This window comes from Bacillus sp. AFS023182 (genome assembly GCF_002560575.1).
Taxonomy (GTDB): Bacteria; Bacillota; Bacilli; order Bacillales; family Bacillaceae_G; genus Bacillus_A; species Bacillus_A arachidis.
The window spans coordinates 58,251-81,241 of record NZ_NTRO01000015.1 but is presented as its reverse complement, the minus strand read 5'-3'; the positions used below and the strand labels follow the sequence as shown (position 1 = coordinate 81,241).

At 36.1% G+C, this 22,991-nt stretch carries 19 protein-coding genes; 10 read left to right on the top strand and 9 right to left on the bottom strand.

Annotation, left to right across the window (positions count from 1 at the left end; translation table 11 throughout):
• The first annotated feature begins 173 nt into the window (after nt 1-173).
• On the top strand, nt 174-4,610 hold the full coding sequence (locus tag CN288_RS07910; protein ID WP_098302078.1) for a glutamate synthase-related protein: 4,437 nt from the start codon (nt 174-176) through the stop codon (nt 4,608-4,610).
• Between the two features lie 299 nt (nt 4,611-4,909).
• Nucleotides 4,910-5,998 carry an aromatic acid exporter family protein gene (locus tag CN288_RS07905; RefSeq protein WP_026592532.1) on the top strand — a complete coding sequence of 363 codons (1,089 nt, stop codon included), beginning with the start codon at nt 4,910-4,912 and terminating at the stop codon, nt 5,996-5,998.
• 13 nt (nt 5,999-6,011) lie between these two features.
• Here CN288_RS07905 and CN288_RS07900 read toward each other — a convergent pair whose 3' ends face one another.
• From CN288_RS07900 to CN288_RS07885, 4 genes are all read right to left on the bottom strand, one after another.
• A complete protein-coding gene (locus tag CN288_RS07900) occupies nt 6,012-7,772 on the bottom strand; it encodes an ABC transporter ATP-binding protein (RefSeq protein ID WP_098302077.1) in 1,761 nt (586 codons plus the stop codon).
• Between the two features lie 53 nt (nt 7,773-7,825).
• The gene (gene ntdP / locus CN288_RS07895; protein WP_026592530.1) at nt 7,826-8,356 is read right to left on the bottom strand and encodes a nucleoside tri-diphosphate phosphatase; all 531 of its coding nucleotides are present in this window, start codon (nt 8,354-8,356) and stop codon (nt 7,826-7,828) included.
• A gap of 261 nt (nt 8,357-8,617) precedes the next feature.
• On the bottom strand, nt 8,618-8,872 hold the full coding sequence (locus tag CN288_RS07890) for a YgaB family protein (RefSeq protein WP_026592529.1): 255 nt from the start codon (nt 8,870-8,872) through the stop codon (nt 8,618-8,620).
• Between the two features lie 262 nt (nt 8,873-9,134).
• Nucleotides 9,135-9,422 carry a gamma-type small acid-soluble spore protein gene (locus CN288_RS07885; protein ID WP_098302076.1) on the bottom strand — a complete coding sequence of 96 codons (288 nt, stop codon included), beginning with the start codon at nt 9,420-9,422 and terminating at the stop codon, nt 9,135-9,137.
• A gap of 123 nt (nt 9,423-9,545) precedes the next feature.
• Between CN288_RS07885 and CN288_RS07880 the strand changes: the two genes are divergently transcribed.
• On the top strand, nt 9,546-9,770 hold the full coding sequence (locus tag CN288_RS07880; protein ID WP_026592528.1) for a hypothetical protein: 225 nt from the start codon (nt 9,546-9,548) through the stop codon (nt 9,768-9,770).
• A gap of 12 nt (nt 9,771-9,782) precedes the next feature.
• Here CN288_RS07880 and CN288_RS07875 read toward each other — a convergent pair whose 3' ends face one another.
• Both CN288_RS07875 and mutY read right to left on the bottom strand, forming a co-directional pair.
• Complete coding sequence (locus tag CN288_RS07875; protein ID WP_098302075.1) at nt 9,783-15,086, bottom strand: lamin tail domain-containing protein; 5,304 nt, start codon at nt 15,084-15,086, stop codon at nt 9,783-9,785.
• Nucleotides 15,087-15,201: 115 nt separating this feature from the next.
• Nucleotides 15,202-16,296, bottom strand: coding sequence for an A/G-specific adenine glycosylase (mutY, locus tag CN288_RS07870; RefSeq protein WP_098302074.1), 1,095 nt, complete (start codon nt 16,294-16,296; stop codon nt 15,202-15,204).
• Nucleotides 16,297-16,445: 149 nt separating this feature from the next.
• On the opposite strand from mutY, the gene CN288_RS07865 reads away from it, so the two are divergent.
• On the top strand, nt 16,446-17,426 hold the full coding sequence (locus tag CN288_RS07865) for a metal-dependent hydrolase (RefSeq protein ID WP_026592525.1): 981 nt from the start codon (nt 16,446-16,448) through the stop codon (nt 17,424-17,426).
• A gap of 28 nt (nt 17,427-17,454) precedes the next feature.
• Here the strand turns inward: CN288_RS07865 and CN288_RS07860 are convergent, their stop codons facing one another.
• The gene (locus CN288_RS07860; protein ID WP_090693653.1) at nt 17,455-17,721 is read right to left on the bottom strand and encodes a YfhJ family protein; all 267 of its coding nucleotides are present in this window, start codon (nt 17,719-17,721) and stop codon (nt 17,455-17,457) included.
• Between the two features lie 209 nt (nt 17,722-17,930).
• Between CN288_RS07860 and CN288_RS07855 the strand changes: the two genes are divergently transcribed.
• Both CN288_RS07855 and CN288_RS07850 read left to right on the top strand, forming a co-directional pair.
• Complete coding sequence (locus CN288_RS07855; protein WP_018767248.1) at nt 17,931-18,089, top strand: small, acid-soluble spore protein K; 159 nt, start codon at nt 17,931-17,933, stop codon at nt 18,087-18,089.
• A gap of 58 nt (nt 18,090-18,147) precedes the next feature.
• Nucleotides 18,148-18,300, top strand: coding sequence for a YpzG family protein (locus CN288_RS07850; RefSeq protein WP_000122139.1), 153 nt, complete (start codon nt 18,148-18,150; stop codon nt 18,298-18,300).
• A gap of 63 nt (nt 18,301-18,363) precedes the next feature.
• Here CN288_RS07850 and CN288_RS07845 read toward each other — a convergent pair whose 3' ends face one another.
• Both CN288_RS07845 and recX read right to left on the bottom strand, forming a co-directional pair.
• Nucleotides 18,364-18,681, bottom strand: a complete 318-nt coding sequence (locus CN288_RS07845; RefSeq protein WP_090693694.1) for a YfhH family protein — start codon at nt 18,679-18,681, stop codon at nt 18,364-18,366.
• Between the two features lie 9 nt (nt 18,682-18,690).
• Entirely contained in the window at nt 18,691-19,503 is an 813-nt protein-coding gene (gene recX, locus CN288_RS07840) for a recombination regulator RecX (protein ID WP_026592522.1), read from the bottom strand.
• An 82-nt stretch (nt 19,504-19,585) separates the two neighbouring features.
• Between recX and CN288_RS07835 the strand changes: the two genes are divergently transcribed.
• The 4 genes from CN288_RS07835 to CN288_RS07820 all read left to right on the top strand — a co-directional run bounded on the left by CN288_RS07835 (nt 19,586) and on the right by CN288_RS07820 (nt 22,726).
• On the top strand, nt 19,586-20,497 hold the full coding sequence (locus CN288_RS07835; protein WP_098302073.1) for a TIGR01777 family oxidoreductase: 912 nt from the start codon (nt 19,586-19,588) through the stop codon (nt 20,495-20,497).
• Nucleotides 20,498-20,576: 79 nt separating this feature from the next.
• Nucleotides 20,577-21,707 carry an amidohydrolase gene (locus tag CN288_RS07830; protein ID WP_026592520.1) on the top strand — a complete coding sequence of 377 codons (1,131 nt, stop codon included), beginning with the start codon at nt 20,577-20,579 and terminating at the stop codon, nt 21,705-21,707.
• Nucleotides 21,708-21,947: 240 nt separating this feature from the next.
• Nucleotides 21,948-22,505 (top strand): GNAT family N-acetyltransferase, encoded by a 558-nt coding sequence (locus tag CN288_RS07825; protein ID WP_098302072.1) that lies wholly within the window; start codon nt 21,948-21,950, stop codon nt 22,503-22,505.
• A 101-nt stretch (nt 22,506-22,606) separates the two neighbouring features.
• A complete protein-coding gene (locus CN288_RS07820; protein WP_003194890.1) occupies nt 22,607-22,726 on the top strand; it encodes a YfhE family protein in 120 nt (39 codons plus the stop codon).
• The last annotated feature ends 265 nt before the right edge of the window (nt 22,727-22,991 follow it).

The following is a 22,991-nucleotide window of genomic DNA, read 5'->3' as shown; positions in this document are numbered from 1 at the left end:
GATGCCCTCTATTTTTTTCTTTTTTCTATTTCATAAATCGCACATCAATAGTATAATTATTCATAATTATCTGTTTTATTTCGAATTTTATATTCATTTGTTGTCTATAAGGCAATATATGCCTTTTAAAAATCAGATTATTCACAACTTCACAACAGAGGGGGGATTGACGGATGCCTAACAATACAAATAAATGGTCACCGTCTTTATTTCGAGATTACGTAAATGCAGAACACGATGCGTGTGGAATCGTTTCCGTTATGGAAAAACATAATGTGCCAACAAAAGAAAACATCGATCTGTGTATACAATCACTTGTAAAAATGAATCATCGCGCTGGCTTTATTAATGGTGAAGGCGATGGTATTGGGGTTCATATCGACTTACCGAAAGCCCTTTGGAAAGAAAAATTAAAAAATAGCGGATATAATCCAGCGATTGTGGATCATCCCCACTTTATCGTTGGACATTTTTTTCTAAACAAAAAAGAAGATCCTACACTCTTAAAAAACAGTATTCATAATAAATTAAACAAGAAAAATCTCACTGTTATTTTCGAAAGTGATGATGTGATAAACTCTGATGCCCTTGGTCCTCTTGGTAAACAAGAAGAGCCTTTATTTTGGCAAATTGCCATTCTTTCAGAAACACCAACTGAAAACATCAATCAAGTACTATTCGCTTTAACGATCGATATAGAGAAAAATACAGCAATTCATGTTGCATCGTTAAGTCACGACCATGTTGTGTATAAAGTTCTTGGTGCTGGCGATACACTTGTTGCCTATTATGACGATTTGCAACATCCACTTATTGCATCAACGATGACCCTTGGACATAATCGCTATTCTACAAATACATTATCTAATTTTTTTCGCGTACAACCATTTAGCATCCTTGGGCATAATGGTGAAATTAATACAATTTCCAAGTTACGTGATCAAGCCGAAATGATTGATGTACCACTTACTGCTGGAGGCAGTGATTCTCAAGATTTAAACCGCACCTTAGAAACTCTTCTCGTTCGCTACAACTACAGTCTATTTGAAGCAATGGATATATTATTTCCACCAATTATTAATGAGATTAAATTATACGAGCCACATATGCAAGATTTATATACGTATATTCGTGAAGCATGGGGACATTTCGCTCAAGGACCAGCCGGCATTATTTCACGTTATAAAGATGAAGCCGTTTTTAGTGTAGATTCACTTGGTTTAAGACCTGTTTGGAAAGTTGAAACAGAAAGTTCCTATGTCTTTTCTTCCGAACCAGGTGTTGTATCACCATCTGAATACGTAGCAGAACCAAAGTCACTTGCCCCTGGAGAAAAAGTAGGTTTAAAGTGGAACCCCCAAGGTGACCTTGTTCTCTACGAATATGAAACATATCAAGAAGAAGTATATAAACGAATGAAACAACACATTCATTTTTCAGATTATCATTTCAACTTATCTACTCCAGCTGTGGAAAAAATTGAAGGGTTATCTAACCTTTCTCAAGTTGAAACAGAGCAATATGTAGCTTTCGGATGGGATCGTGAACATATCCAACTTCTTGAGCAAATGGCAACAAAAGGCGTTGAACCAATTCGTTCACTCGGACATGATGCCCCTCTAGCTGCACTTGATCCAGACAGACGAAACATCGCTGATTTTATAAAAGAGAGTGTTGCTGTTGTTACAAACCCAGCGATCGACCGTGACAGGGAGGTTGAACACTTCTCTACACGTACAGTACTGGGGAAGCGGCCTAGCTTATTTAGCGGTGGACAACAAACCTTTGTTACTGAACTTTTGTCACCAATTATAATAGAAGGCGCTTTAGCGCAATCTGTATCAGAAGATTTAGAAATCACCTCATATGAACAACTGATACATCTATTTGCAACTCATAGCACAGTCTACAAGTTATCCGTTACCTTTCCAGCATCGGAAACTTTACATGATGCATTAAATCGAATTAGCGCCGAAGCTACAGCTGCTATCAAAAAAGGAGCTTCACTACTATTACTTGATGATGCAAAAGCTCATCAAAATGAACAATTATGGATTGATCCACATTTAGTTACAGCTAAAGTACACCAAGAACTTACTGAACATAAATTACGACGCAAATGCTCCATTGTTGTAAGATCCGGTGCTCTTCGTTCTTTACATGACATTGTTACACTATATGGATTAGGTGCTGATGTTATTAATCCATATTTAATGTTTGCAACCGTAAACGATGGGACAACGATACCAATTTCTAATTTATATAAAGCGCTAAACAAAGGACTTGAAAAAGTGATTTCAACTATCGGCATTCATGAACTGCGCGGTTATGGCCGTCTCTTCTCTTCAATTGGTTTACACGAAGAAATTGCAAACATACTGCAGATTACAAACTTTTTAGGATCACGTACTGTAGCGTTTTCACTTGAATCTTTAGCAGAAGATGCGAAAGTCCGGGCACTTGATTATAACAATCCAAAAGTTAGAATGCGAAAAACATTTCATGTATTCCCTCGCATTTGGAAAGCAATTGGTGATGTCGCAAAAGGGAATGCTTACGATAATTATCGTGAGAAATTAGCGGAAGTAGAAGATAAGAACCCAATTGCAATTCGCCATCTTATCCAAATGAAAGCAGCAGAGCAACCAGTGTCAACTGAGCACGTTTCAATTAGCGTAAAAAATCATGACTTACCATTTATTATTAGTTCCATGTCATTTGGCTCTCAAAATGAAATTGCATTCCGCGCCTATGCAGAAGCAGCAGACCGTCTCAATATGATTAGTTTAAACGGTGAAGGCGGCGAAATTAAAGATATGATTGGTAAATATCCACATACACGTGGTCAACAAATTGCGTCAGGACGTTTTGGTGTGAATGCCGAACTGTTAAACTCATCAAATTTAATTGAGATTAAGATTGGGCAAGGAGCAAAACCTGGTGAAGGTGGACATTTGCCGGGTTCAAAAGTAACTTCCAAAATTGCAGAAGCACGTAACGCAACAATTGGTTCAGACTTAATTTCTCCGTCCAATAATCATGATATTTACTCAATTGAAGACTTGGCGCAAATTATTACGGAAATTAAGACAGCCAATCAACTTGCAAAAGTCGCTGTCAAAGTTCCAGTTGTCCCTAACATTGGAACAATCGCTGTAGGAATCGCAAAGGCTGGTGCTGATTTTATTAATATTAGCGGATTTGATGGCGGCACGGGCGCTGCACGTATTCATGCCCTTCAGCATGTAGGCCTTCCAGTTGAAATTGGAGTAAAAGCTGCTCATAACGCTCTATTAGAAGCAAATATGAGACAGAACGTAGAAATTTGGGCAGATGGTGGTATTCGGAGTGTAAACGATGCACTAAAAGTTATGCTTCTTGGTGCAAACCGTATTGGCTTCGGTACTTTATCCATGATTGCAATTGGCTGTACAACGTGCCGGGGCTGTCACTTAGATACTTGTCATGTTGGTATTGCAACACAAATTGAATCAGAAGCACAAGCAAAAGAACATGGACTACGCCGTTTTGTTCCACGTCAATTGGAAAAAGCTGTAGAAGGTTTATTACACCTATTTACTACTTTCGGAACAGAACTTAAACGTTTAACAAGTGAGCTCGGCTATACGAACTTACAAGAAATTGTTGGTCGTTCTGATTTACTAGAACAAACGCGAGGAATAGAACTATTAGACTTACAACATTTATTACAAACATTGGAAAGTACATCTCACACGATAACAGACAGAGTACAGCAACAAGATTATGTAACAACTGACTCTTTCCAATCAAAAGAGCTAGTTGGTGTTGGGGTAGATCAACGCGTAATGGGTGGTCTGGAATCATGCTACCGCGTTCGCAGTAAATTATATGACAATCATACGCTTGAACCAATTACATTAAAATATACAAATGGCTCTGTTCCTGGAAACGGGTTAGGTGCCTACAATAGTGAAAACTTATTTATCCATGTAAATGGCGGGGCGCAAGATGGCATCGGAAAAACATCATTCGGTGGCGGCATTTATATTACAAAAGCAAAAGGAAAAGATGGAGCATATTATAACGGTTCTGTCGGAAAAGGATTTGGATACGGTGCACAAAAAGGAACTTTATATGTGCAAGGTAACGCCGATGCACGTGCTGGCATCCGCTTATCTGGAGCGGATATGATTATCGGTGGGAGAATCACAAAACCAATTCGAGAAAAAGAACATGGGAATCTTGGCGTTCATGCAAATATTAAAGGCTTCGCTTTTGAATATATGACAAATGGTCGCGCTCTCGTTCTTGGCGATCCTGGTCCATGGATTTGTGCAGGCATGACCGGTGGTGTCGTTTATTTACGCCATCAGCCTAAACTCGGTTTAACAGAATCTGCTTTGCGAAGAAGAATCGCAAAAGGAGCAAACGTAACATTACGTCCACTTAGCAAAAATGGAGAAACAGACATTACAGAATTATTATTAGACTACATTCGCGTATTAAATGAGCATGAACAATATGAAGAAGTTGCTCTCTTAACACCGTTATTAGATAACATTCAGCTTCACTTTTATGAAATCATTCCGAAAAAAGAACAAGCAGATCCATCTATTTCAACTGAATGATACAATTTCAATTACATTCGTTTAAAACCGATGAGGTGAGTATTCCGTAGTAATCTATAATCATTTAAAAGCCTGCTAAATTTCAGCGGGCTTTTTTCACTAAAGTGCAGATTCAAAAGGAAGGATACATAACTTACCCTACTAGCGAAGCAACGAAGAAATGCGAAGGCTATTTTTACTCAGATTTTTGAATATGACTAAAATATCACTAAAATATCACTTGCTAACATATTGTAATGAATGTATAGTATCATGTTGTACATTCATTATGACAAGAGAGAAAGGATATTAAGTAGGGTATGAAACTTGGTGCTCGCATTTTAAAAACGGGTATTGCCATTACATTAGCTTTATTTGCTTGTACTTTGCTCCAACTACCGAGTCCCGTATTCGCGGGAATTTCAGCAATTTTTGCTGTCCAACCATCTGTATACCGTTCGTATTTGACAGCACTGGAACAAATTCAAGCAAACGTAATTGGTGCAGTATTCGCTATCGGATTTGCATTTGCTTTTGGACACAATCCTTTTATCATTGGATTAACTTGTATATTAGTTATTGCGATTACACTACAATTACGTTTAGAAAATACAATATCCATTGCTTTAGTAACGGTTATTGCTATTATGGAATATCAAGGAGCAAACTTCTTTGATTTCGCCTTGCTTCGCTTTGCAACTATTATGGTCGGGATTATTGCAGCTTCACTTGTAAACTTAATCTTTATGCCACCAAAATACGAAACAAAACTATATCATCGCATCGTTGATGATACAGAAGAAATTGTAAAATGGATTCGTATGAATAGCAGGCAAGCTTCTGATTTTACAACACTAAAAACAGATATTGATCGTATGAAAGAAAAAATGATTAAATTAAATCATTACTACTTGCTTTACAAAGAAGAAAGAAGCTATACGAAAAAAGTACAATTTGCAAAAATTCGTAAGCTCGTTTTATTTAGACAAATGTTAGCAACAACCAGCCGTGCATTAAGTACACTAAAAGCATTACATCGCACGGAAAATGAATTGAGGTATATGCCTGAGTCATTTCAGGAATCCATTCAAAATGAATTAGATTCATTAACACACTATCATGAACAAGTTTTGTTAAAATTTATCGGTAAAGCAAAAAAACAACAGTCTGTTGAAATGCTTGATGAAGTAGAAACTGGTAAGCAAGAATTAATTGATATATTTATGGACTATCAAAATAAGGATGATGAAGAATCGTATAAAATATGGTTACATCTCTTCCCTCTTATTTCTTCCATTATCAATTACAGTGAAGAAGTTGAGCATCTTGATTTACTTGTAGATAGTTTTTATACGTATCACAAACCAGAGAATGAACTACAAATCGATGAAAAAAAAGATGATGAATAAAGAAACAGCCCATTTATTTCGAATGGGCTGTTTCTTCTATATGTTGAATTTGATATAAATTATAATAAAATCCTCGTTTTTGCATTAATTGTTCATGAGAACCTTTTTCTTTTATTTCACCATCTTCGATATATATAATTGTATCCACATGTGTAATGGTAGCTAACCTATGAGCAATAATAATTGTTGTACGATCCGCAGCTAATATTTGAAGCGCCTCTTGAATATACCTTTCATTCTCTAAGTCTAAAGCCGAAGTTGCTTCGTCTAATATAAGTAAAGAAGGATTCTTTAAAAACACACGCGCTATCGCTACACGCTGCCTTTGCCCACCAGACAATTTTACTCCTCTCTCTCCAACAACTGTATCGTAGCCGTCTGGTAATTTCATAATGAAATTGTGAATCTGTGCTGCTTTTGCAGCCGCAATGACTTCCTCTTTCGTTGCTTTTGGATTTCCATATAAAATATTAGATTGAATCGTATCACTAAATAACAAATTATCTTGTAAGACAATACCAATATGACTACGTAAATTTCTTACATTATAATCTTTCACATTCACACCATCTACATAAATTGCACCACTAGAAACATCATAAAATCTTGGAATTAAGCTAGCTAGGGATGACTTTCCACCTCCACTTGCTCCAACAAGAGCGATTTTTTCTCCAGGACGAATTGAGAAAGAAAGATGGTGTAGTACATCTTTTTCATCAGTATTATACCGAAACGAAACTTGATCAAATACAATTTCACCAAAAAGCTTTTTTTGTTCAAGCGCATTTGGCGTATTTACAATATCATACTTTTCGTCTAAAAGTTCAAATACCCGATCCATTGATGCAAATGATTGTGTGAGTGTTGTAGAAGAGTTAACAAGGCGGCGTAACGGACTATATAAGCTATCCATATAGCCAATAAAAGCAACCATCGTTCCAAGTGTTAAGGAACCTTGAATCACTTCATACGCCGCAAACGCAATAACAAGTAATGGTCCCAAATCCGTTAACGTATTCACCGCAGAAAATGTTCGCGCTGTCCAGCTTGTATGTGTTAATGCTTTAGTTAAAAAATCATTATTTTTCTTATCAAACTGTCCCTTTTCATACTCTTCTAACGCAAAACTACGCGTCACTTGCATCCCTTGAATACGCTCATGTAAGTAACCTTGCATCGTTGCCAATGCTTGTGAGCGCTCCCTCGTCAATTTACGAAGACGCCCAAAAAAATATTTCACCGCAACTGCATAAATTGGCAAAATTAACAATGCAACGAGCGTTAATTTTATATTCATAGAAAACATAACTACGATTGCAATAAAAATCGTAGCTGTATCAAGCCAGACGTTCATAAGCCCTGTAATAACAAAATCCTTCGTTTGCTCTACATCATGGATCACACGCGAAATAATTTCACCTGTTTTTGTATTTGAATAGTAACGTAAACTCAACTTTTGCAGATGCCCAAAAATATGTTTTCGTAAGTCATAAAGTACCGTATTACCAATACGTTGCGCAAAGTATTGACGATAATATTCAACAGGTGGTCTCAGTACACCAAAAATGAAAAAGGCAATCCCGATTGCCATTATCAATTGGGACGTTTTTTCACTGAGTGATCCACCACCTTGAATGACATCATCAATAATATACTTTAATAACCACGGCATAATAAGCGGAATACCAAACTTAATGAGTCCAATAATAATTGTAATCGTAATAAGCCACCGATATGGTTTTACAAATTGTAAATATCTTTTTATTCCCTGCATGTAATCCCCCCTCAATAGGACAAACCTGCCGGGAAAATCCCTGCAGGTTTGTTCTAATCTCTATACATTAAATACCGCTCATACCACATGTCTACAAAATCTGGCGCAAAAGGTCCTTTTCTTTGATGAATCCACTGCGTTAAATACTCTACGTTTCTCTTTAGAATTGTATCAATGACTGGAGGATAGTTCATAATCTGACTATGTTTTTCATACTCATCTTCATCTAAAAGTGTATATGTCATATCTGGATACACCTTAATATCCAAATCATAATCAATATACTTTAATGCTTCAGAATCATATGCAAATGGAGAACTTAAATTACAATAGTAGTATACTCCCTCTTCTCTTAACATACCGATTACATTAAACCAATAATTTGAATGAAAATAACAGATTGCAGGTTCACGCGTAATCCATGTCCGACCATCTGATTCGGTTACTACAGTCCGATCATTTGCACCAATTACAAGACTTTGTGTACCTTTTAAAATTGTAGTCTCTTCCCACATTCTATGAATGGAGCCATTATGTTTATAACTATGTATTTGTACTTTTTCTCCTTCTTTGGGAAATCCCATACGTGCTCCCTTCTTTCACTGTGAACGCTCTTCTAAAGTTGTCTTAACTCGTATCGTTCCTATTAAAAACGTATTGAGCCGAATTCACTTTTTTTCTATTATAACTTTTTTGTCAAAATTTTAAAACTAAACCGATACAATCCAACTTTCGTAAGCGCCAATGAATTGCTCTTCATTGGCAAATCAGGATGTACCAAAAAGCCCTTTTTCATGAATTTAAAAAGGACTTCTCCATCTAAAATATTAGAACACGTCACTTCTTTAGTTAGAAATTATTTTTTCAGCTTCAAAAGAATGAATCACTTCATTTGTTTGTCGCTCAAATTTTTCATGCAAAAGCTTCAAAGCTTCTTCCGTTTTGTGTATTTCTTGACGAATAAAATGTAAATCTTTTTTATCATACGTATCCTGCTCATTTGTTTCGATCTGTTGGTACTTCTCTAAATGCGCTTGTAATTTCAATAACTCATCCATTGTCTGTAACTGCTCTCCTACTAACTTATCAAATGAATTCATTATTTCCCCCCTGTTTCAAATAAATTCTCACTATCTATTAATACGGGATACATCTCTATTAACTATTTTCTAATTTCCCAACTCCTTCTCCTTTGACTACATTTGTTGACTTATTAGAAGTTATGTCGCCTCTCTCAACAAAATTCTCAAAGCAATCGATTTGAATAGTATGAGACCTTCACTAGTAACAAAACTTTGTCTTTCGTCACTACACTGCAAATAAAGAAAACACTTCTCTTGAATCGAGAAGTGTTTTTCTTTGTTATTGATTCGTGCTAGAAGATTGTGCTTTTTTCGCTGCTGATTTTGCGTTTTGTTGTTTTACTGCTTGTACATCCGTATCAGTAGCAAACTCTGTACCGTAGCTAGCATTTGCACTTTGAACGCCAGCACTAGAAGCCTGTGCTTTTTTTGCTTCTGATTGCGCATTTTGTTGCTTTACTGCTTGTACGTTTGTCTCAGTTGCAAACTCTGTACCATAGCTAGCATTTGTACTTTGAATACTAGCACCAGAAGTTGCTTTGTTATAACCTTGTTGTTTTTTACTCATCTTTCTCACCTCCACAATCAATAATGTAACCAACCCTTCTAAAAGATATCCGTAAAATTATTTTTTTATTGGCGCATATATCTTCCTTGGCTCATTCAAACTACATATGATGGAGGTGTACACATGTACGTTGGACGCGATATGACGGAACTATCTATGATTTCGAAAGAAGAATGGAAACAAGATGAATTGGCTTATTTTCACCATTCCTTGCAACAAATCATGCCTTATTTAAATGTAGAAGGCCAAACGATTTATAAAGAAATCATAAAAGAAATTGAATCACGAGGCGGTCTTCAAAAAAACGAGGCGGATTGGACACACGGTACAAAAATTTCTTATGATTAAAAAACGTGTTCCCTAACTCGGGAACACGCTCCATCTCCACCCCTTTTTACCTGTTGTAAAAGACCAAACGGGTGAAGTTACTCGACCGCCATATCGATCTTCAGCTTTTATATACCAGTGATACGTCGTATTTTCCTTTAAGTTCTCCCATTTTACTTTTGCGTTGCGCCAATTTGCCACAAAATCATCTTTACCAATTACTTCATTCGTGTACACGTTTACTTCTACATAGTCTGTTGCAACTTGTTTTATCGCAGGTTTTAAATCAACGTCTAATTCAAATTCATCTTTTCCTGGATACTCTTCTGGTTTATAAAAATTATATTCATTTAAATATGGAGAATACGTTTTGACATACATTTTGTTCGCAGTTGTATCAAATTGTAAAAGTCGCATATATCCTTGTCCACCCTCTGGTCCTCCTTGATAATCCGCCAGCATTTGATATACTTTACGATCTGCGATGCCGTCTCCATTATCATCAATTTCATCAACTAGTGTCTCACTATCATGATAATGTCCACTTAACACAGCTAACACATTTTTATTTGGTTTAACTACCTCATTATAAATTTTATCGCCGATTGGACTACGATTACCTGATACAAGTAAATATTCATGGAATGATAAAATCGCTTTTCGATTCGGATATTTCTGTAACACTTCCTTCATCCATTGAATATCTTCATCTGTGACGCCCCATCCCATATACAGCATAATAAAGTCGTTTCCCTTTGCTGAAATCAAATCATAGTGTCCACGGTTATTCTTATAACTTTCACCGTAAAATGACTTATCTTTAAAACGCCAGTCTCCAAAATATTTCCAGTATGCTGTATAGTCTTCGTCTTTATGATTTACATCATGATTTCCAGCCAACACACCATATGGTACTTTCGCATTCTCAAGCACTTTCATATATTCATCTGCACGCTGCCATTGAAATTCTTGATATGATTTATCAACAAGGTCTCCCGTATGGAATACATATTTAATATTTAATGGATCTCTTTGTGCAGCAATCCAGTCAACCTGACTTTTGTAAATATAGGGATAACTTTCAGAGTAATACTGTGTATCCGACATCCAGACAAATGTGTAATCAAACTTGTTTGGCGAACTTGGGATTTGGTCTTGCACAATTACACTTACTTTTTGATCTTTTACATATTCTTTCGCTATTACAGCACCTTTTAATTCAAAGTCCTTATCCCCAGCAATTTTCGATGTAAGTTCTGTCCACTTATTTGTCATGTAGTTCCAAGCATACATCGTAACTTTTCTTCCTTCTAGAGAATGTCCATACCATTTTACTTCTACCGTATCATCATTTTTCACATCATCTGCAACAGTTACGTCAAAGCGATGATATGGAAATTTCTCTGTTGATTCCGTTGTATAATATTCCCCATCTTTTTTACTAACTTTACTTAACTTCTCTTGATCGAAACTTTTCTCCCCATTTACAGCAAAAGCTTGTGGTGGTTCTTGTTCTATCGAATTTTCGGTAATTTTCATATGTTCCGTATCATTCGGCTTATACGCATATCCCTTATAAAATGTTGCTTTCATTGCATCGTTTGTTGGATCGGTTACTTTTGCTTCAAGTGTCGGACTCGTACTCACATTTTCCTCTCCGTCTTTAGGTGCAATCGGAGTAGGGTCGGTTGGATTTTCTGCCCAAGTTTCAAACATAACTGTTTTTTCTTGACGATTTCCCACTTGATCCTCCGCCTCCATATGTAGCTCATGCTTTCCTGCCGCTAATTTCCCAGAGGACGTTTCATATGGAGTTTCAATCTCTTTCCCATCTAAAATCACTTTTTTACTCTTTATTCCTGCTATATCATCTGTAACTGTTACATCAATTGGAATTTTCCCTTTATATTTCTTATTCTGTATTGTAGTAGAAATCTGTGGCGGTGTATTATCAACTTTTACATTCGCAACAGTTTCTTGATTCACACCATCTTGCACTGCAATTCGATGTTTCCCGTCCTTCACTTGCTTTGTATCCCATAAGTACGCATTCGAAATAAATTTTTCTTCTGGAACTTTGAATTCAAACGTAAATACTGGTGTTGATGTATCTCCATCACCAACTGATAACTCCTGAGTTGGATTTGCAAAGTTCGGATCATATAAAGTCGTTCCATCTGCTAATACAAGGCGAACATTTTTTAAATAAAAATCATCTTTGTTCTCTTGAACTCGATCATCAAATGGAGACGTTTTTGTGCCAGAGCGAATATCAATTTTGAACGGTTCATTATATTTAATTTTTGATTGATCAATTTTTACAGTTAATGTGACATAATCACTATACGTATCGTCAAATATACGCAATACGTCCTTCCCAATCGTAACCGCGTTTTTAAAATACAAATCAGTTTGCTTTACATCGAAAGCAAAATAGGCAGGCTTCTCTAAAGCGCGATATGTATTCGTCTCTACTTTCTGTCCATCCACCAAAAGAGAAAGTTGTTCAGATCCAACCGACGATGAAGTTCCTTTTAATAAGACTTGCTTTGCAACTACCTCATCATCTTTTACATTAAGACGAAGAGGGCCTTTATCTTTCTCACCATCTATTTGCACTGAGTACATATCACTTTTTACCACATTTAAGCCATCAGAGGCTTCCAAGTAATATGTTATTTTCTCTTTTCCAATTAGTTCAGGTGAGTAAACGGTATAATGATATTGTTTATCTACATGATTCTCTACTAAATTTTCTACTTTATATTCTGCATTAGAATTCATTTTGTAATATAGTTTCACACTTTTCACTTGTTCGTTATCAAGAACAGAAAAACTCAATTTATGATCTTGAAATTCAGAAATTATCCCTTCTGCCGGTTTATGTGAAATTGTCGGCGGAATTGCATCTGCCTTCAAAGCAACTCGCTCAGTCGGTACTTGCCCTTCGAATACAGTTCCAGGAGATGCATTATGCTCTGCACTACTAATCTTTTGCATAATTTGTGAGCCATCTTGAGGATAACGATATAAAATCCCCTTATTCGCTTTCACATCAGCTTGGTTTGCTTGATCATTGTAATAAGCAGCTGCTATTTCTTTCCCCGTCTTTGTTGCAACGACAATGCCACGGGCACTTCCATTCGCCATTCCATTTGAATATACTCTAACAATATTTTTATTTTCTACTAAGTTCGCTCCAAATTGTTTATTAAAATCGGCTACATTCTTCTCATTATTTTCACCATTTATAACCCAAAATACGAGAGACCGCCCCGATGGAATTACAACATCATCGGGAGTGGATCCCCAAATGAGATCCCCCTCTGGTCCTTCAGATGGATAACGATATCGAATTGTATAATCCTTAAAATTAAGATCCTGCTCGCTATTGTTATACACTTCAATAAATTCATATCCATCTGCTTTCCCAACATTCGTCGTGTCTGGCGTCACTTCGGTAATCAAAAATGGCGATGCGCTTTGCGGATCTATTTTTTTATGTTCTACTTTTGTTTCATAGGATTTTTCAATTGTTTCTTGATTCCCTTGCACGACAATTTTATAGAATAATGAGTTCCCCCATAGCTCTTTTTGAGGAATTGTCACCTTATAAATATCGCTATTTCCTTCTCTGTTCATCTGCAATTTTTTGTGTGTTAATTTGCCATCTTGAGTATACAAAACAGCTACATTTTCCCCACCTTTAATCGTTGCAGTAATAGTTAAATCTTCCGCCTCTGTATGAGTAGGTGATGCCGTATGCTCAATCGTAACGCCAACTTGATCTGTTTGTTTTACTGGCTCTAAAGGTACTTGAAATGGTATTTGCACACCGGGTGTTCCTTTTTCAAACAAACCTACTTTTTGCATTCCAACACTTTCAGGCTTGTATGTATAAGTAACACTCTGCCCAACCTTTACATCCGATTTCTCATATGTTGCAGATGATAAAACTGTTCCATACTGATCAGCCAATTGAATGGTTCTTCCAGCGCTATTAGACATTCCGTCTGATTCAATTTGAAGCACTTGTTCTTCCGTTATATTTCCACCGTATGCTTGAATAAAATCTTGTTTTGATAACTCTACATTTCCTTCATTTTTAATCCAAAACACTTTCGTTTCTTTTGATGGGATTGTCGCATTTTCTGTAAAATGCCAATCTTCACTTCCTGCTTCTGAGTACTTATAAATAAGTTTATAGTCTTTCAGTTGCATTGCTTCACTTGAATTATTGTATATCTCTATAAATTCATATCCATCTTTCCCATTCACATTTATCGTATCTGGCATGAGCTCAGTAATCATAACTGTCCCATTTTTGGTGTAATCTTCAGTTTGATGTTCAATAGTACTCTTAAATTGTTCGTTTTCTGGAAATGTGATCATTTTCCCATCCTGTTCAATCTCAAACCAATATGTAAACGTATCAGACCAAACATCTAGATTTGGAACAACAGTAGAATACAAATTATTCTCACCTTTGTTCATTTCCAGTTTTTTCATTAACAAACCGTTAGCACTACGATATACTAGATTTACTTTTGCCGCATCGTATACACTTGCTAACTGAAGTTCAATCGGTAAATCTTCATGTGCATTAATTTTCGTTTTAGGTACATGCGCTGTTTCTTGTAACAGCTTTTCTTTTTGTGTGGGTTGCTTTTCTATCGTTTCTTTAGAGTTAGGTTCTGTAGGTGCAGCTTTCGGTGGTACTGGCTCTAGTTGTTTTGGATCTGACTGAACTGCCTTTTTTTGTGGAGATTCTGTAGATGCTGGTTCTTTTCCCTGCGATTGGAATGTAGTATAAGTTCCTGGCGATGGTATTTCATTTTTTATTTCATTCTTTGTTTCATTCCAAAAAGAATGAATGGATATATCCTTATTCTCTTTTCTTGTCTCAATGACATCTACCGTTTTATTTGTCTCATTCGTTACTTCAATTCTAATTTGTTCATCACTTAAATCCTCAGTAGCAAACAAAACTTGATCTTCTTTTATTTCTGACTTATAACGCTCATTAATCTTATTAACTGTATTATTTCCAAATAAGATTAACTTCGTTTCTTTTGGTTGTACGGATTGCTTTTCATTTTCATCTTTAAATTTTAGCACTTTTCCATTGACCTTCAGTTGAACATTCCTCATGTCCATAACTTTCTCTGATGAGTTATACAATTCGATATAGCGTAGATCATCTGTATAATGCACTTCTGAAATGAGAACTTGCTGATTTTGTTCCTTCTCCTCAGCAAAAGTGATATAGCCTGACCCAGCTACTGTTTGAAGCAAAAAGGTCGCTATAACTGCTGAACTGATTACTTTTTTTAGCATTTCCTATCCCCCTTTAAATTTTTTCATTACAACTTCCATTGTATTTGTCATTTGTTAAGGGGATATGAAATATTTGTAAGTAATTGTTATGTTTATGTCGAAAAAACTTCAACCATTAAGGTTGAAGTTTTTCCACACATTCTTCATAAATCGTACGATGCGATTTAGAAAAAGGTAATTTCTCAAATTCTTCTTTAGATACAACTTTTAATGTATCTGTTTCTTTAATAGTACTTGTTACTTTTCCATAAAATACAAATACATCCCATGTACGATGTGTGAACGTATGTTGGACATTCATTGCATATTCATCAATGGAAATAGATAAGGAAAATTGTTCCCTCATGTAATCAATGAGTTGTTGTTTTTGATTCCGAATCCCGCCATTGATTTCAACATTCGGAAATTCCCACATGTTCGCAAGTAATCCCGTACTTGGTCTTTTGTTAATTACATAATTTCCATCCTCTGTTTGCAATACCCCCGCAACAAGTGGTACCATTTTAGGAGCTTTCGCCTTACTTTTGACTGGCAACTCTTTCTGTACACCTTCTGCATAACCACAACAGTGTTCCCGAACTGGACAAAGTAAACAAGCTGGATTTTTTGGAATACAAATGAGCGCACCTAACTCCATTAATCCTTGATTAAAATAGGATGGATTTTCCTTTGAAATAATTTCACGTACAATTTCTTCAAATACTTTTCGTGTCTTAGGTTTCGCAATATCATCCCAAACCGATAATATACGGGATAAAACGCGCATTACATTCCCATCTACAGCTGGCTCTGGTATACCGTATGCAATACTTAAAATCGCACCTTTTGTGTATGGACCAACGCCTTTTAATTTTTCAATTTTCTTTACATCACTTGGTACTTTCCCGCCATATACTTCCTTTACTTCCTTAACTGCTGCATGTAAATTGCGAGCTCTAGAATAATAACCGAGGCCTTCCCATGCTTTTAATACCTTTTCATCCTCTGCCGATGCCAATGCTTCTAATGTCGGGAACTTTCTCATAAAATTTGCGTAATATGGTTTTACAGCTTCTACTCTTGTTTGTTGCAGCATAATCTCAGAAACCCAAACACGATACGGATCTTTATTTTTACGCCACGGTAAGTCACGCTGTTCTTTCTCAAACCAACTAATTAAATCATGTTGAAACTTCTCTATGTTAAAATCATCTAATATTTCAAGTGTCAAACTTGATCCCCCTCATTTTTTTGCATATACGTACTATTATAAAGATTTTAGGAAAAAATTTAAGTAAGATGATATAGGAAATTGAAGGCAAATGCCTTGAGATATCGAATAAAAAGAGTTACATTAATAAAAAACGGAGGTGTGTTTTCATGGACACAGCCACTCACCTTGTTATGGGCGTCACATTAGGTGGTTTAGCAACGTTAGATCCGGCCATTAGCCAGAGTGATTTCGGACCACAAGCTGTTATGCTTGCAACGATTGCCGGTTCCAATATTCCTGATATTGATACCGTCTTAAAATTACGTAATAATGCAAAATATATACGAAACCATCGTGGAATTACTCATTCCATTCCTGCTGTTATTATTTGGTCTTTCCTTATAAGTGGAATTGCCTTTGCCTTCTTTACAGAAGCTCCATATATCCATCTACTACTTTGGTCATTTATTGCCGTCTTTCTTCATGTGTTTGTTGATATTTTTAATGCTTATGGTACACAAGCATTACGGCCTTTCACAAAAAAGTGGGTTGCATTAGGTGTAATTAATACATTCGATGCCGTAATCTTCTTTATCCACATACTCGCTATCGCCTGCATGCTCGTCGGCTCACATAAAGGATATACTGCTTTAGCTGCATATGTTTTAATGTTTGTCTACTATATTGGTCGGATTGTAATGAGACAAAATATCAAAAGTGTCGTTTACAAACGATTTGAAAATGTAGAGGAAGTCATCATTTCTCCTTCCTATCGTTTTTATCATTATCATTTGGCAATTACTACAAGAGACAAATACTATGTCGCGCGTTGGCACCGCGGCCATATTATGGTACATGATAAATTTAATCGTATTCCACTTCCAGATAATAAAATTATGCAGGCTGCACAAAAAGATGAAAACATTTCTGCTTTTTTATCTTTTTCACCTGTATATCGCTGGGATATTTTTGATTACGACAACTATTATGAAGTGCGTTTTATCGATTTACGGTACCGTAGTAAAGACTATTACCCATTCGTTGCAATCGTCCAACTGGATCAAAATTTAAACATCATTAATTCCTACACTGGCTGGATTTTTAGTGAAGAAAAACTTCGTAAAAAATTAGAATTGATTCCACATTAAAAAAAGCGACCAACTTCGGTCGCTTTTCTTAATGCTTTAAATGATCATCTTGATTAATCAAATGACTGTATTTCGGATTATTAGTACGAATTTCATGAAGACGTTCGCCATGATTATTAATCCATGCTCTTACAATTTGTTCCGTCATTTCTTCACCTTGATAACGACCAGACTTTGCATACGTGACTTGGAAGTCCTCCCACAATAGCTCAATCCATGCGCGTGCCTGAGAATAAGACAGAAAGCTATTTTTTTCAAGTAATTCTTTTGTTAATACTTCATATTTATCATTCATTATTTATTTCTCCTTTAATTAATTTCCTACTTTCCCCTGCAGCCTCACTGCCACAGCAAAATTATAAATAAAAGCATACACTCATTCATGAACTTCTCCCATCGCCAACAGAAGTTTCATTTTATGTTCAAGCATAATTTTCTCTATTTTGCACATTCTATTAACGATACTTCTTAACAAGTATCATTAATAATGAGGGGGCGTTCTTCTTGGGTAGACAAGCTGAATTTTGGTCTGAATCAAAAAACAACAGCAAAATCGATGGTCCAACGAAAGCAAAAGCTCGTTTTGCTTCGAAAAGGCCTAATGGCACAATTAACACGCACCCACAAGAGCGTATGCGTGCCGCAAATCATCAGGAAGAGTAAAAACAATAGTAATTTCTAAAGAGTTATTGCAATTAACTTCCTATATGAGGTGATAAAGATGAGCTACCGTAATCATTTAGATCGTCGTTCTGAATTATTCAACCCTACCTGGGCGCGTCCGAAACATGCAAAAGCGCAAGTAAACGGACAAACGCAACAAACCCAGTCTCTCATTATTTTAGCGAATGAAATGAGAAAACGCCAAATTTAAATGCCTATCTCCTTTAACAACTACCAAAAATGAAAACCAGAGCAGCCAAGGCTCTCTGGTTTTTTATCTCTCTTGTAATAGCGAAATAGGAATACCAATCTCCTCTGTGTCATTTTGTTTACGCCCCCAAGCAAATACTCCATTGAAATACGTAATCGTAAATAATACCCCCGGTTCCTCTATCAGTTCATACGTTTCGCCAATCTGAAATGCGTTTATATCTAGCATGTAAGCACGAGCCATTGCTATTTTTCTCATTAATACATCAAACTCATTTACTATACCCAGTTGTTCTGCCTTCACAGCCTTTTCTTTTAAAATGCCAATTTCCTCTCTTAGCTCATGTTTTGTCATTTCACTATAGCGTTTTGGCACATTCATCATATTCTCTCATCCCTCTTCACGTTTCATTTGTAAAAATGTGTCTATCTCATCAATGGAAAAACCTTTTCGATATAATGCTTGTTTCATCTTATTTTCATATGTCCATCCATCATGTTTTTTATGCTTCTCATGATACTTATTCCCATGATATAACAACGCCTCTTGTTGCTGTGCGCTATCCTTTTCCTCTTTTAATTCTTCTAGACAAATTTGAATCACATCACGATTATATCCTTTACGGACTAACATTTCTTCTAGCTTCAGTTTCATTTGTAAAAAAGAATGCTTTTGATAGGATTTTTTCTTTTTCTCTACAAGCTCAAAGGCATTTTCAATTTGCTTCTCTTTCGGATATTCTTGTAAACTATGAGTAATAATTATATCTTGAATACCTTTACCAAGAAGTTCCCGTCTAATAGTAGTCGGTCCTTTTTGATTCACATTGCTATGAGTTCGTACATATGAAATGGCATACTCTTTATCGTTAATATAGCGATCATGTAATAACTTCGAAATAACTTCAGAGATGATGGCTTGTCCAATTTCTTTTTTTCGTAAGTATTCTTCTACTTCCTGTTTCGTCCGCATTTGATAGGATAAATAAGAAATTGCTTGTAAATATGCTTTTTGCACTTCTTCATTGTACAAAATATTTGCTAACTCTACTTCATCAATTTCTAACCCCTTTTGCAAACCATGCTTGATTAAGGTGACTTGATTCACACTAAATCCGTATTCTTCACCTTGACCTTTATCAATATAAATATTAAATCGTTCTTTCATTCGTTTTTGTACTTCTATTTTTGTAATGACAGCCATATTCTTCACCTCGCTACTATTTTAACATAGTTGTGGAACAATTTTGCTTTTCATGAATATATATAATGAGGAGGAAGTTCAGTTGAAAATCGCAATTTCTGGGGGAACTGGTTTTATCGGTAAAGCATTAGCTAATTTTTTAAGCCTAAAAGAAGGATACACAATTTACATTCTTACCCGAAAAAAAAGAGAGAATCCTCTCAATTCTAACATTCAATACATCCAATGGAATGCACATTCACATAAATTCCCTCTTTCTTCTATTGATGTGCTTGTGAATCTAGCTGGAGAATCCATTAATAACGGTCGATGGACAAAAAAGCAGAAAGAAAGCATTATAGCGAGTCGTCTTCATACAACAAATAGTCTCATTAAACAATTACAAACATTACAGAAGAAACCCCATACTTTTATTAACGCTAGCGCAATTGGTTATTACGGGACTTCTGAAACAAAAATTTTCACAGAACAGAACAAAGAAAATGGCAGTGATTTTTTAGCAGCCACAGTAAAATTATGGGAAGAAGCAGCCGCTCACGCAACCTCTCTCGGGATTCGAACCGTCTATACACGCTTTGGAATTGTTTTAGGAAAAGATGGTGGTGCCCTTCCAAAAATGTTGCTTCCCTATCAATTATTTATTGGTGGAACAATCGGCTCGGGCGATCAATGGCTATCTTGGATTCATCTAGATGATGCCATCCGCATGATTGATTTTGCAATAAATACAAAAGAAATAGAAGGACCTCTTAATATTACGTCTCCAAATCCTACAACAATGAAAGAGTTTGGAAAGGCACTTTCAATTGTCATGCATCGCCCACACTGGCTTCCCGTCCCAGCATTTGCACTACACGCTTTACTTGGAGAAATGAGTATGCTTGTTTTGCAAGGACAACATGTATTGCCTAACAAAGCAATACAGTATGGATATCAGTATTCTTTTCCTACATTAAACCATGCATTACAAAATATACTATCGCATACACTGTAGTACTTCTAAAATACGTCCATTAAAATTGTTCTATTTACTAATTATTTAAAGGTTATTAGCCAATGGAAAAGAGGTATCTATGAAAACCCTATTTAAGCAAGCCATTGTATATCCCATTACTTCTTCTAAATTTCAAGGAGATGTATTGGTTAAACACAATAAAATCGCTGCGATAAAGCCACATATTGAACCAACTCAAGATATGACCGTTATCGATGCAAGAGCCCTTCACCTCTTACCAGGATTTATCGATGTGCATACTCATCTTGGCCTATACGATGAAGGGACTGGATGGGCTGGAAATGATGCTAATGAAACATCCGAAGTATTAACACCACATATCCGTTCTTTAGATGGCATCCACCCTTTTGATATTGCTTTTCAAGATGCGGTTCAAAATGGTGTTACAACTGCCCACGTTATGCCTGGAAGCCAAAATATTATTGGCGGGACAACATGTGTAATTAAAACTGCCGGAACCTGTATCGATCATATGATCATTCAAGAACCTGCAGGGTTAAAAATTGCATTTGGAGAAAATCCAAAACGAGTTCATAGTAATGGCACAAAAGAATCGATTACTCGTATGGGGATTATGGGCTTGCTTCGAGAATCTTTCTACGAAGCACAACATTATGGAAACGAAGCCGATTTTCGAATGCTTCCTATTCTAAAAGCACTGCGCCGAGAAATCCCAGTACGTATGCACGCTCATCGGGCGGACGACATTCTTTCCGCTCTTCGCTTTGCAAAAGAATTCAATCTTGATTTACGCATTGAACATTGTACGGAAGGACACTTCATTGTAAATGAGCTTGCCAACCAAAACTTAAAAATCTCTGTTGGTCCGACATTAACACGCCGCTCAAAAATTGAACTAAAAAATAAATCATGGGATACGTACCATACTTTATCAAAATATGGGATAGAAGTTTCCATTACAACAGACCATCCCTATACTCCCATTCAATATTTAAATGTTTGTGCAGCCATCGCTGTCAGGGAAGGGTTAGATGAAAAAATTGCATTAGAAGGCATTACAATCCTCCCTGCTCGAAACCTACGTTTAGAGGAAAGAATTGGAAGTATCGAAACTGGAAAAGATGCTGATCTTGTGTTATGGACACATCATCCATTTCATTATTTAGCCAAGCCCGTATTAACTATGATTGATGGAAAAATAATTTATAGAAAAAATAAAAAAAACTAGTTTATTTTTTTGACTAGATAAAGTATTATACGATTATAAACTGAATGAAACCATAATCAATTTGTGTCGTGATATTCATTTCAAATTGATGAATGGGGAAGGCAAATGGTGCGCCACCAGCGTTATAGACTGGTTCTAGTGGGTTCGATTCCCACCCCGAAATTTTTTAAAGTTTGATATAAAAATTTCGAGGGTGGGGTGTTTTTTCGTCATGCTACCCTCATGTGAGGAGGAGTTAGTATGTTAAAAAAACGCGACTTACACGACAGCCACGTTCTATACGATTTGATGGTGGATCCTGCTGTCTTCCCTTTTGTGCGTCAAAAAGCTTATTCATACGAAGAATTTTTATTTTTAACAAAGCAAACAATAGAAGCTGAAGAGCGTGGTGAATTAATTTCACGCACAATTTTAGATGAATGGGGAAACCCTATTGGCACGATTACTTTATTTGATGTGCAAGAAAAAGCTGGTTTTCTTGGCACATGGCTTGGGAAACCTTATCACGGACAGGGTTATAATAAATTAGCAAAAGATGCGTTTTTCAGCGAGCTGTTCTATGAATTGGATGTTGAAACAATTTTTATGCGCATTCGTAAGGTGAATATTCGTTCGATTAAAGCAGCTGAAAAACTACCATATATAAACCTAGCGAATGAAACTAGAAAAGCTATTTATGATCAAATTAATGCAAATGAAGAAGTGTATAATTTATATGAAATTGTTAAAGATCAATATACACTTACTACAATGCGTGATACTGCATTTCAAGATACACATCATTTAAAAGAAGCGTAATATATAACGAATTATAAAATGAATATACTTGTTTATTATGTATATCTCCTTGTGTCATTGGAAACGATAGGTAATAACTTTATGACACGAGGTGATCTGTAATGGATAGAAAGAAACGTGAGAAAGCAAGAAATACATTAAATAGTACACAAGAGGTCCTTTATCAGCGAGAGTTTCGAAGAGCAGATCGTGCAGCTGGGTACCGTCCTAAAGGTGTATAATCATAAAGTGAAAATTGAGGAGATCTCCAACTCTCCCCTACCAATCCATACCATTTACTTTATGGATAACAAAGTAAAGATTTACTCCTTATACTATAAGGAGTATTTTTTGTGGAAAACTTTATCCACAGAATTAATGGAATTGTGCATAAATTAAGTAATTCTTTTGGATTACTATAACGTGAAACTTTAATCAGTGGGGGTTCTTCATCCCCCACTGATTATTAGCCCTCACCAATTAGGCCTTTACGGGCAGTTGATCTCC

What these genes read in the sequence shown, in the direction of transcription:
- CN288_RS07865 (WP_026592525.1), top strand. Translation starts at nt 16,446, where the DNA reads ATGGACACAGCCACTCACCTTGTTATGGGCGTCACATTAGGTGGTTTA.
- CN288_RS07910 (WP_098302078.1), top strand. Translation starts at nt 174, where the DNA reads ATGCCTAACAATACAAATAAATGGTCACCGTCTTTATTTCGAGATTAC.
- CN288_RS07900 (WP_098302077.1), bottom strand. Translation starts at nt 7,772, where the DNA reads ATGCAGGGAATAAAAAGATATTTACAATTTGTAAAACCATATCGGTGG.
- CN288_RS07820 (WP_003194890.1), top strand. Translation starts at nt 22,607, where the DNA reads ATGGATAGAAAGAAACGTGAGAAAGCAAGAAATACATTAAATAGTACA.
- CN288_RS07885 (WP_098302076.1), bottom strand. Translation starts at nt 9,422, where the DNA reads ATGAGTAAAAAACAACAAGGTTATAACAAAGCAACTTCTGGTGCTAGT.
- CN288_RS07830 (WP_026592520.1), top strand. Translation starts at nt 20,577, where the DNA reads ATGAAAACCCTATTTAAGCAAGCCATTGTATATCCCATTACTTCTTCT.
- ntdP (WP_026592530.1), bottom strand. Translation starts at nt 8,356, where the DNA reads ATGGGATTTCCCAAAGAAGGAGAAAAAGTACAAATACATAGTTATAAA.
- CN288_RS07860 (WP_090693653.1), bottom strand. Translation starts at nt 17,721, where the DNA reads ATGAATGATAAATATGAAGTATTAACAAAAGAATTACTTGAAAAAAAT.
- CN288_RS07890 (WP_026592529.1), bottom strand. Translation starts at nt 8,872, where the DNA reads ATGAATTCATTTGATAAGTTAGTAGGAGAGCAGTTACAGACAATGGAT.
- CN288_RS07825 (WP_098302072.1), top strand. Translation starts at nt 21,948, where the DNA reads ATGTTAAAAAAACGCGACTTACACGACAGCCACGTTCTATACGATTTG.
- CN288_RS07905 (WP_026592532.1), top strand. Translation starts at nt 4,910, where the DNA reads ATGAAACTTGGTGCTCGCATTTTAAAAACGGGTATTGCCATTACATTA.
- recX (WP_026592522.1), bottom strand. Translation starts at nt 19,503, where the DNA reads ATGGCTGTCATTACAAAAATAGAAGTACAAAAACGAATGAAAGAACGA.
- CN288_RS07880 (WP_026592528.1), top strand. Translation starts at nt 9,546, where the DNA reads ATGTACGTTGGACGCGATATGACGGAACTATCTATGATTTCGAAAGAA.
- CN288_RS07850 (WP_000122139.1), top strand. Translation starts at nt 18,148, where the DNA reads ATGAGCTACCGTAATCATTTAGATCGTCGTTCTGAATTATTCAACCCT.
- CN288_RS07875 (WP_098302075.1), bottom strand. Translation starts at nt 15,086, where the DNA reads ATGCTAAAAAAAGTAATCAGTTCAGCAGTTATAGCGACCTTTTTGCTT.
- CN288_RS07845 (WP_090693694.1), bottom strand. Translation starts at nt 18,681, where the DNA reads ATGAATGTGCCAAAACGCTATAGTGAAATGACAAAACATGAGCTAAGA.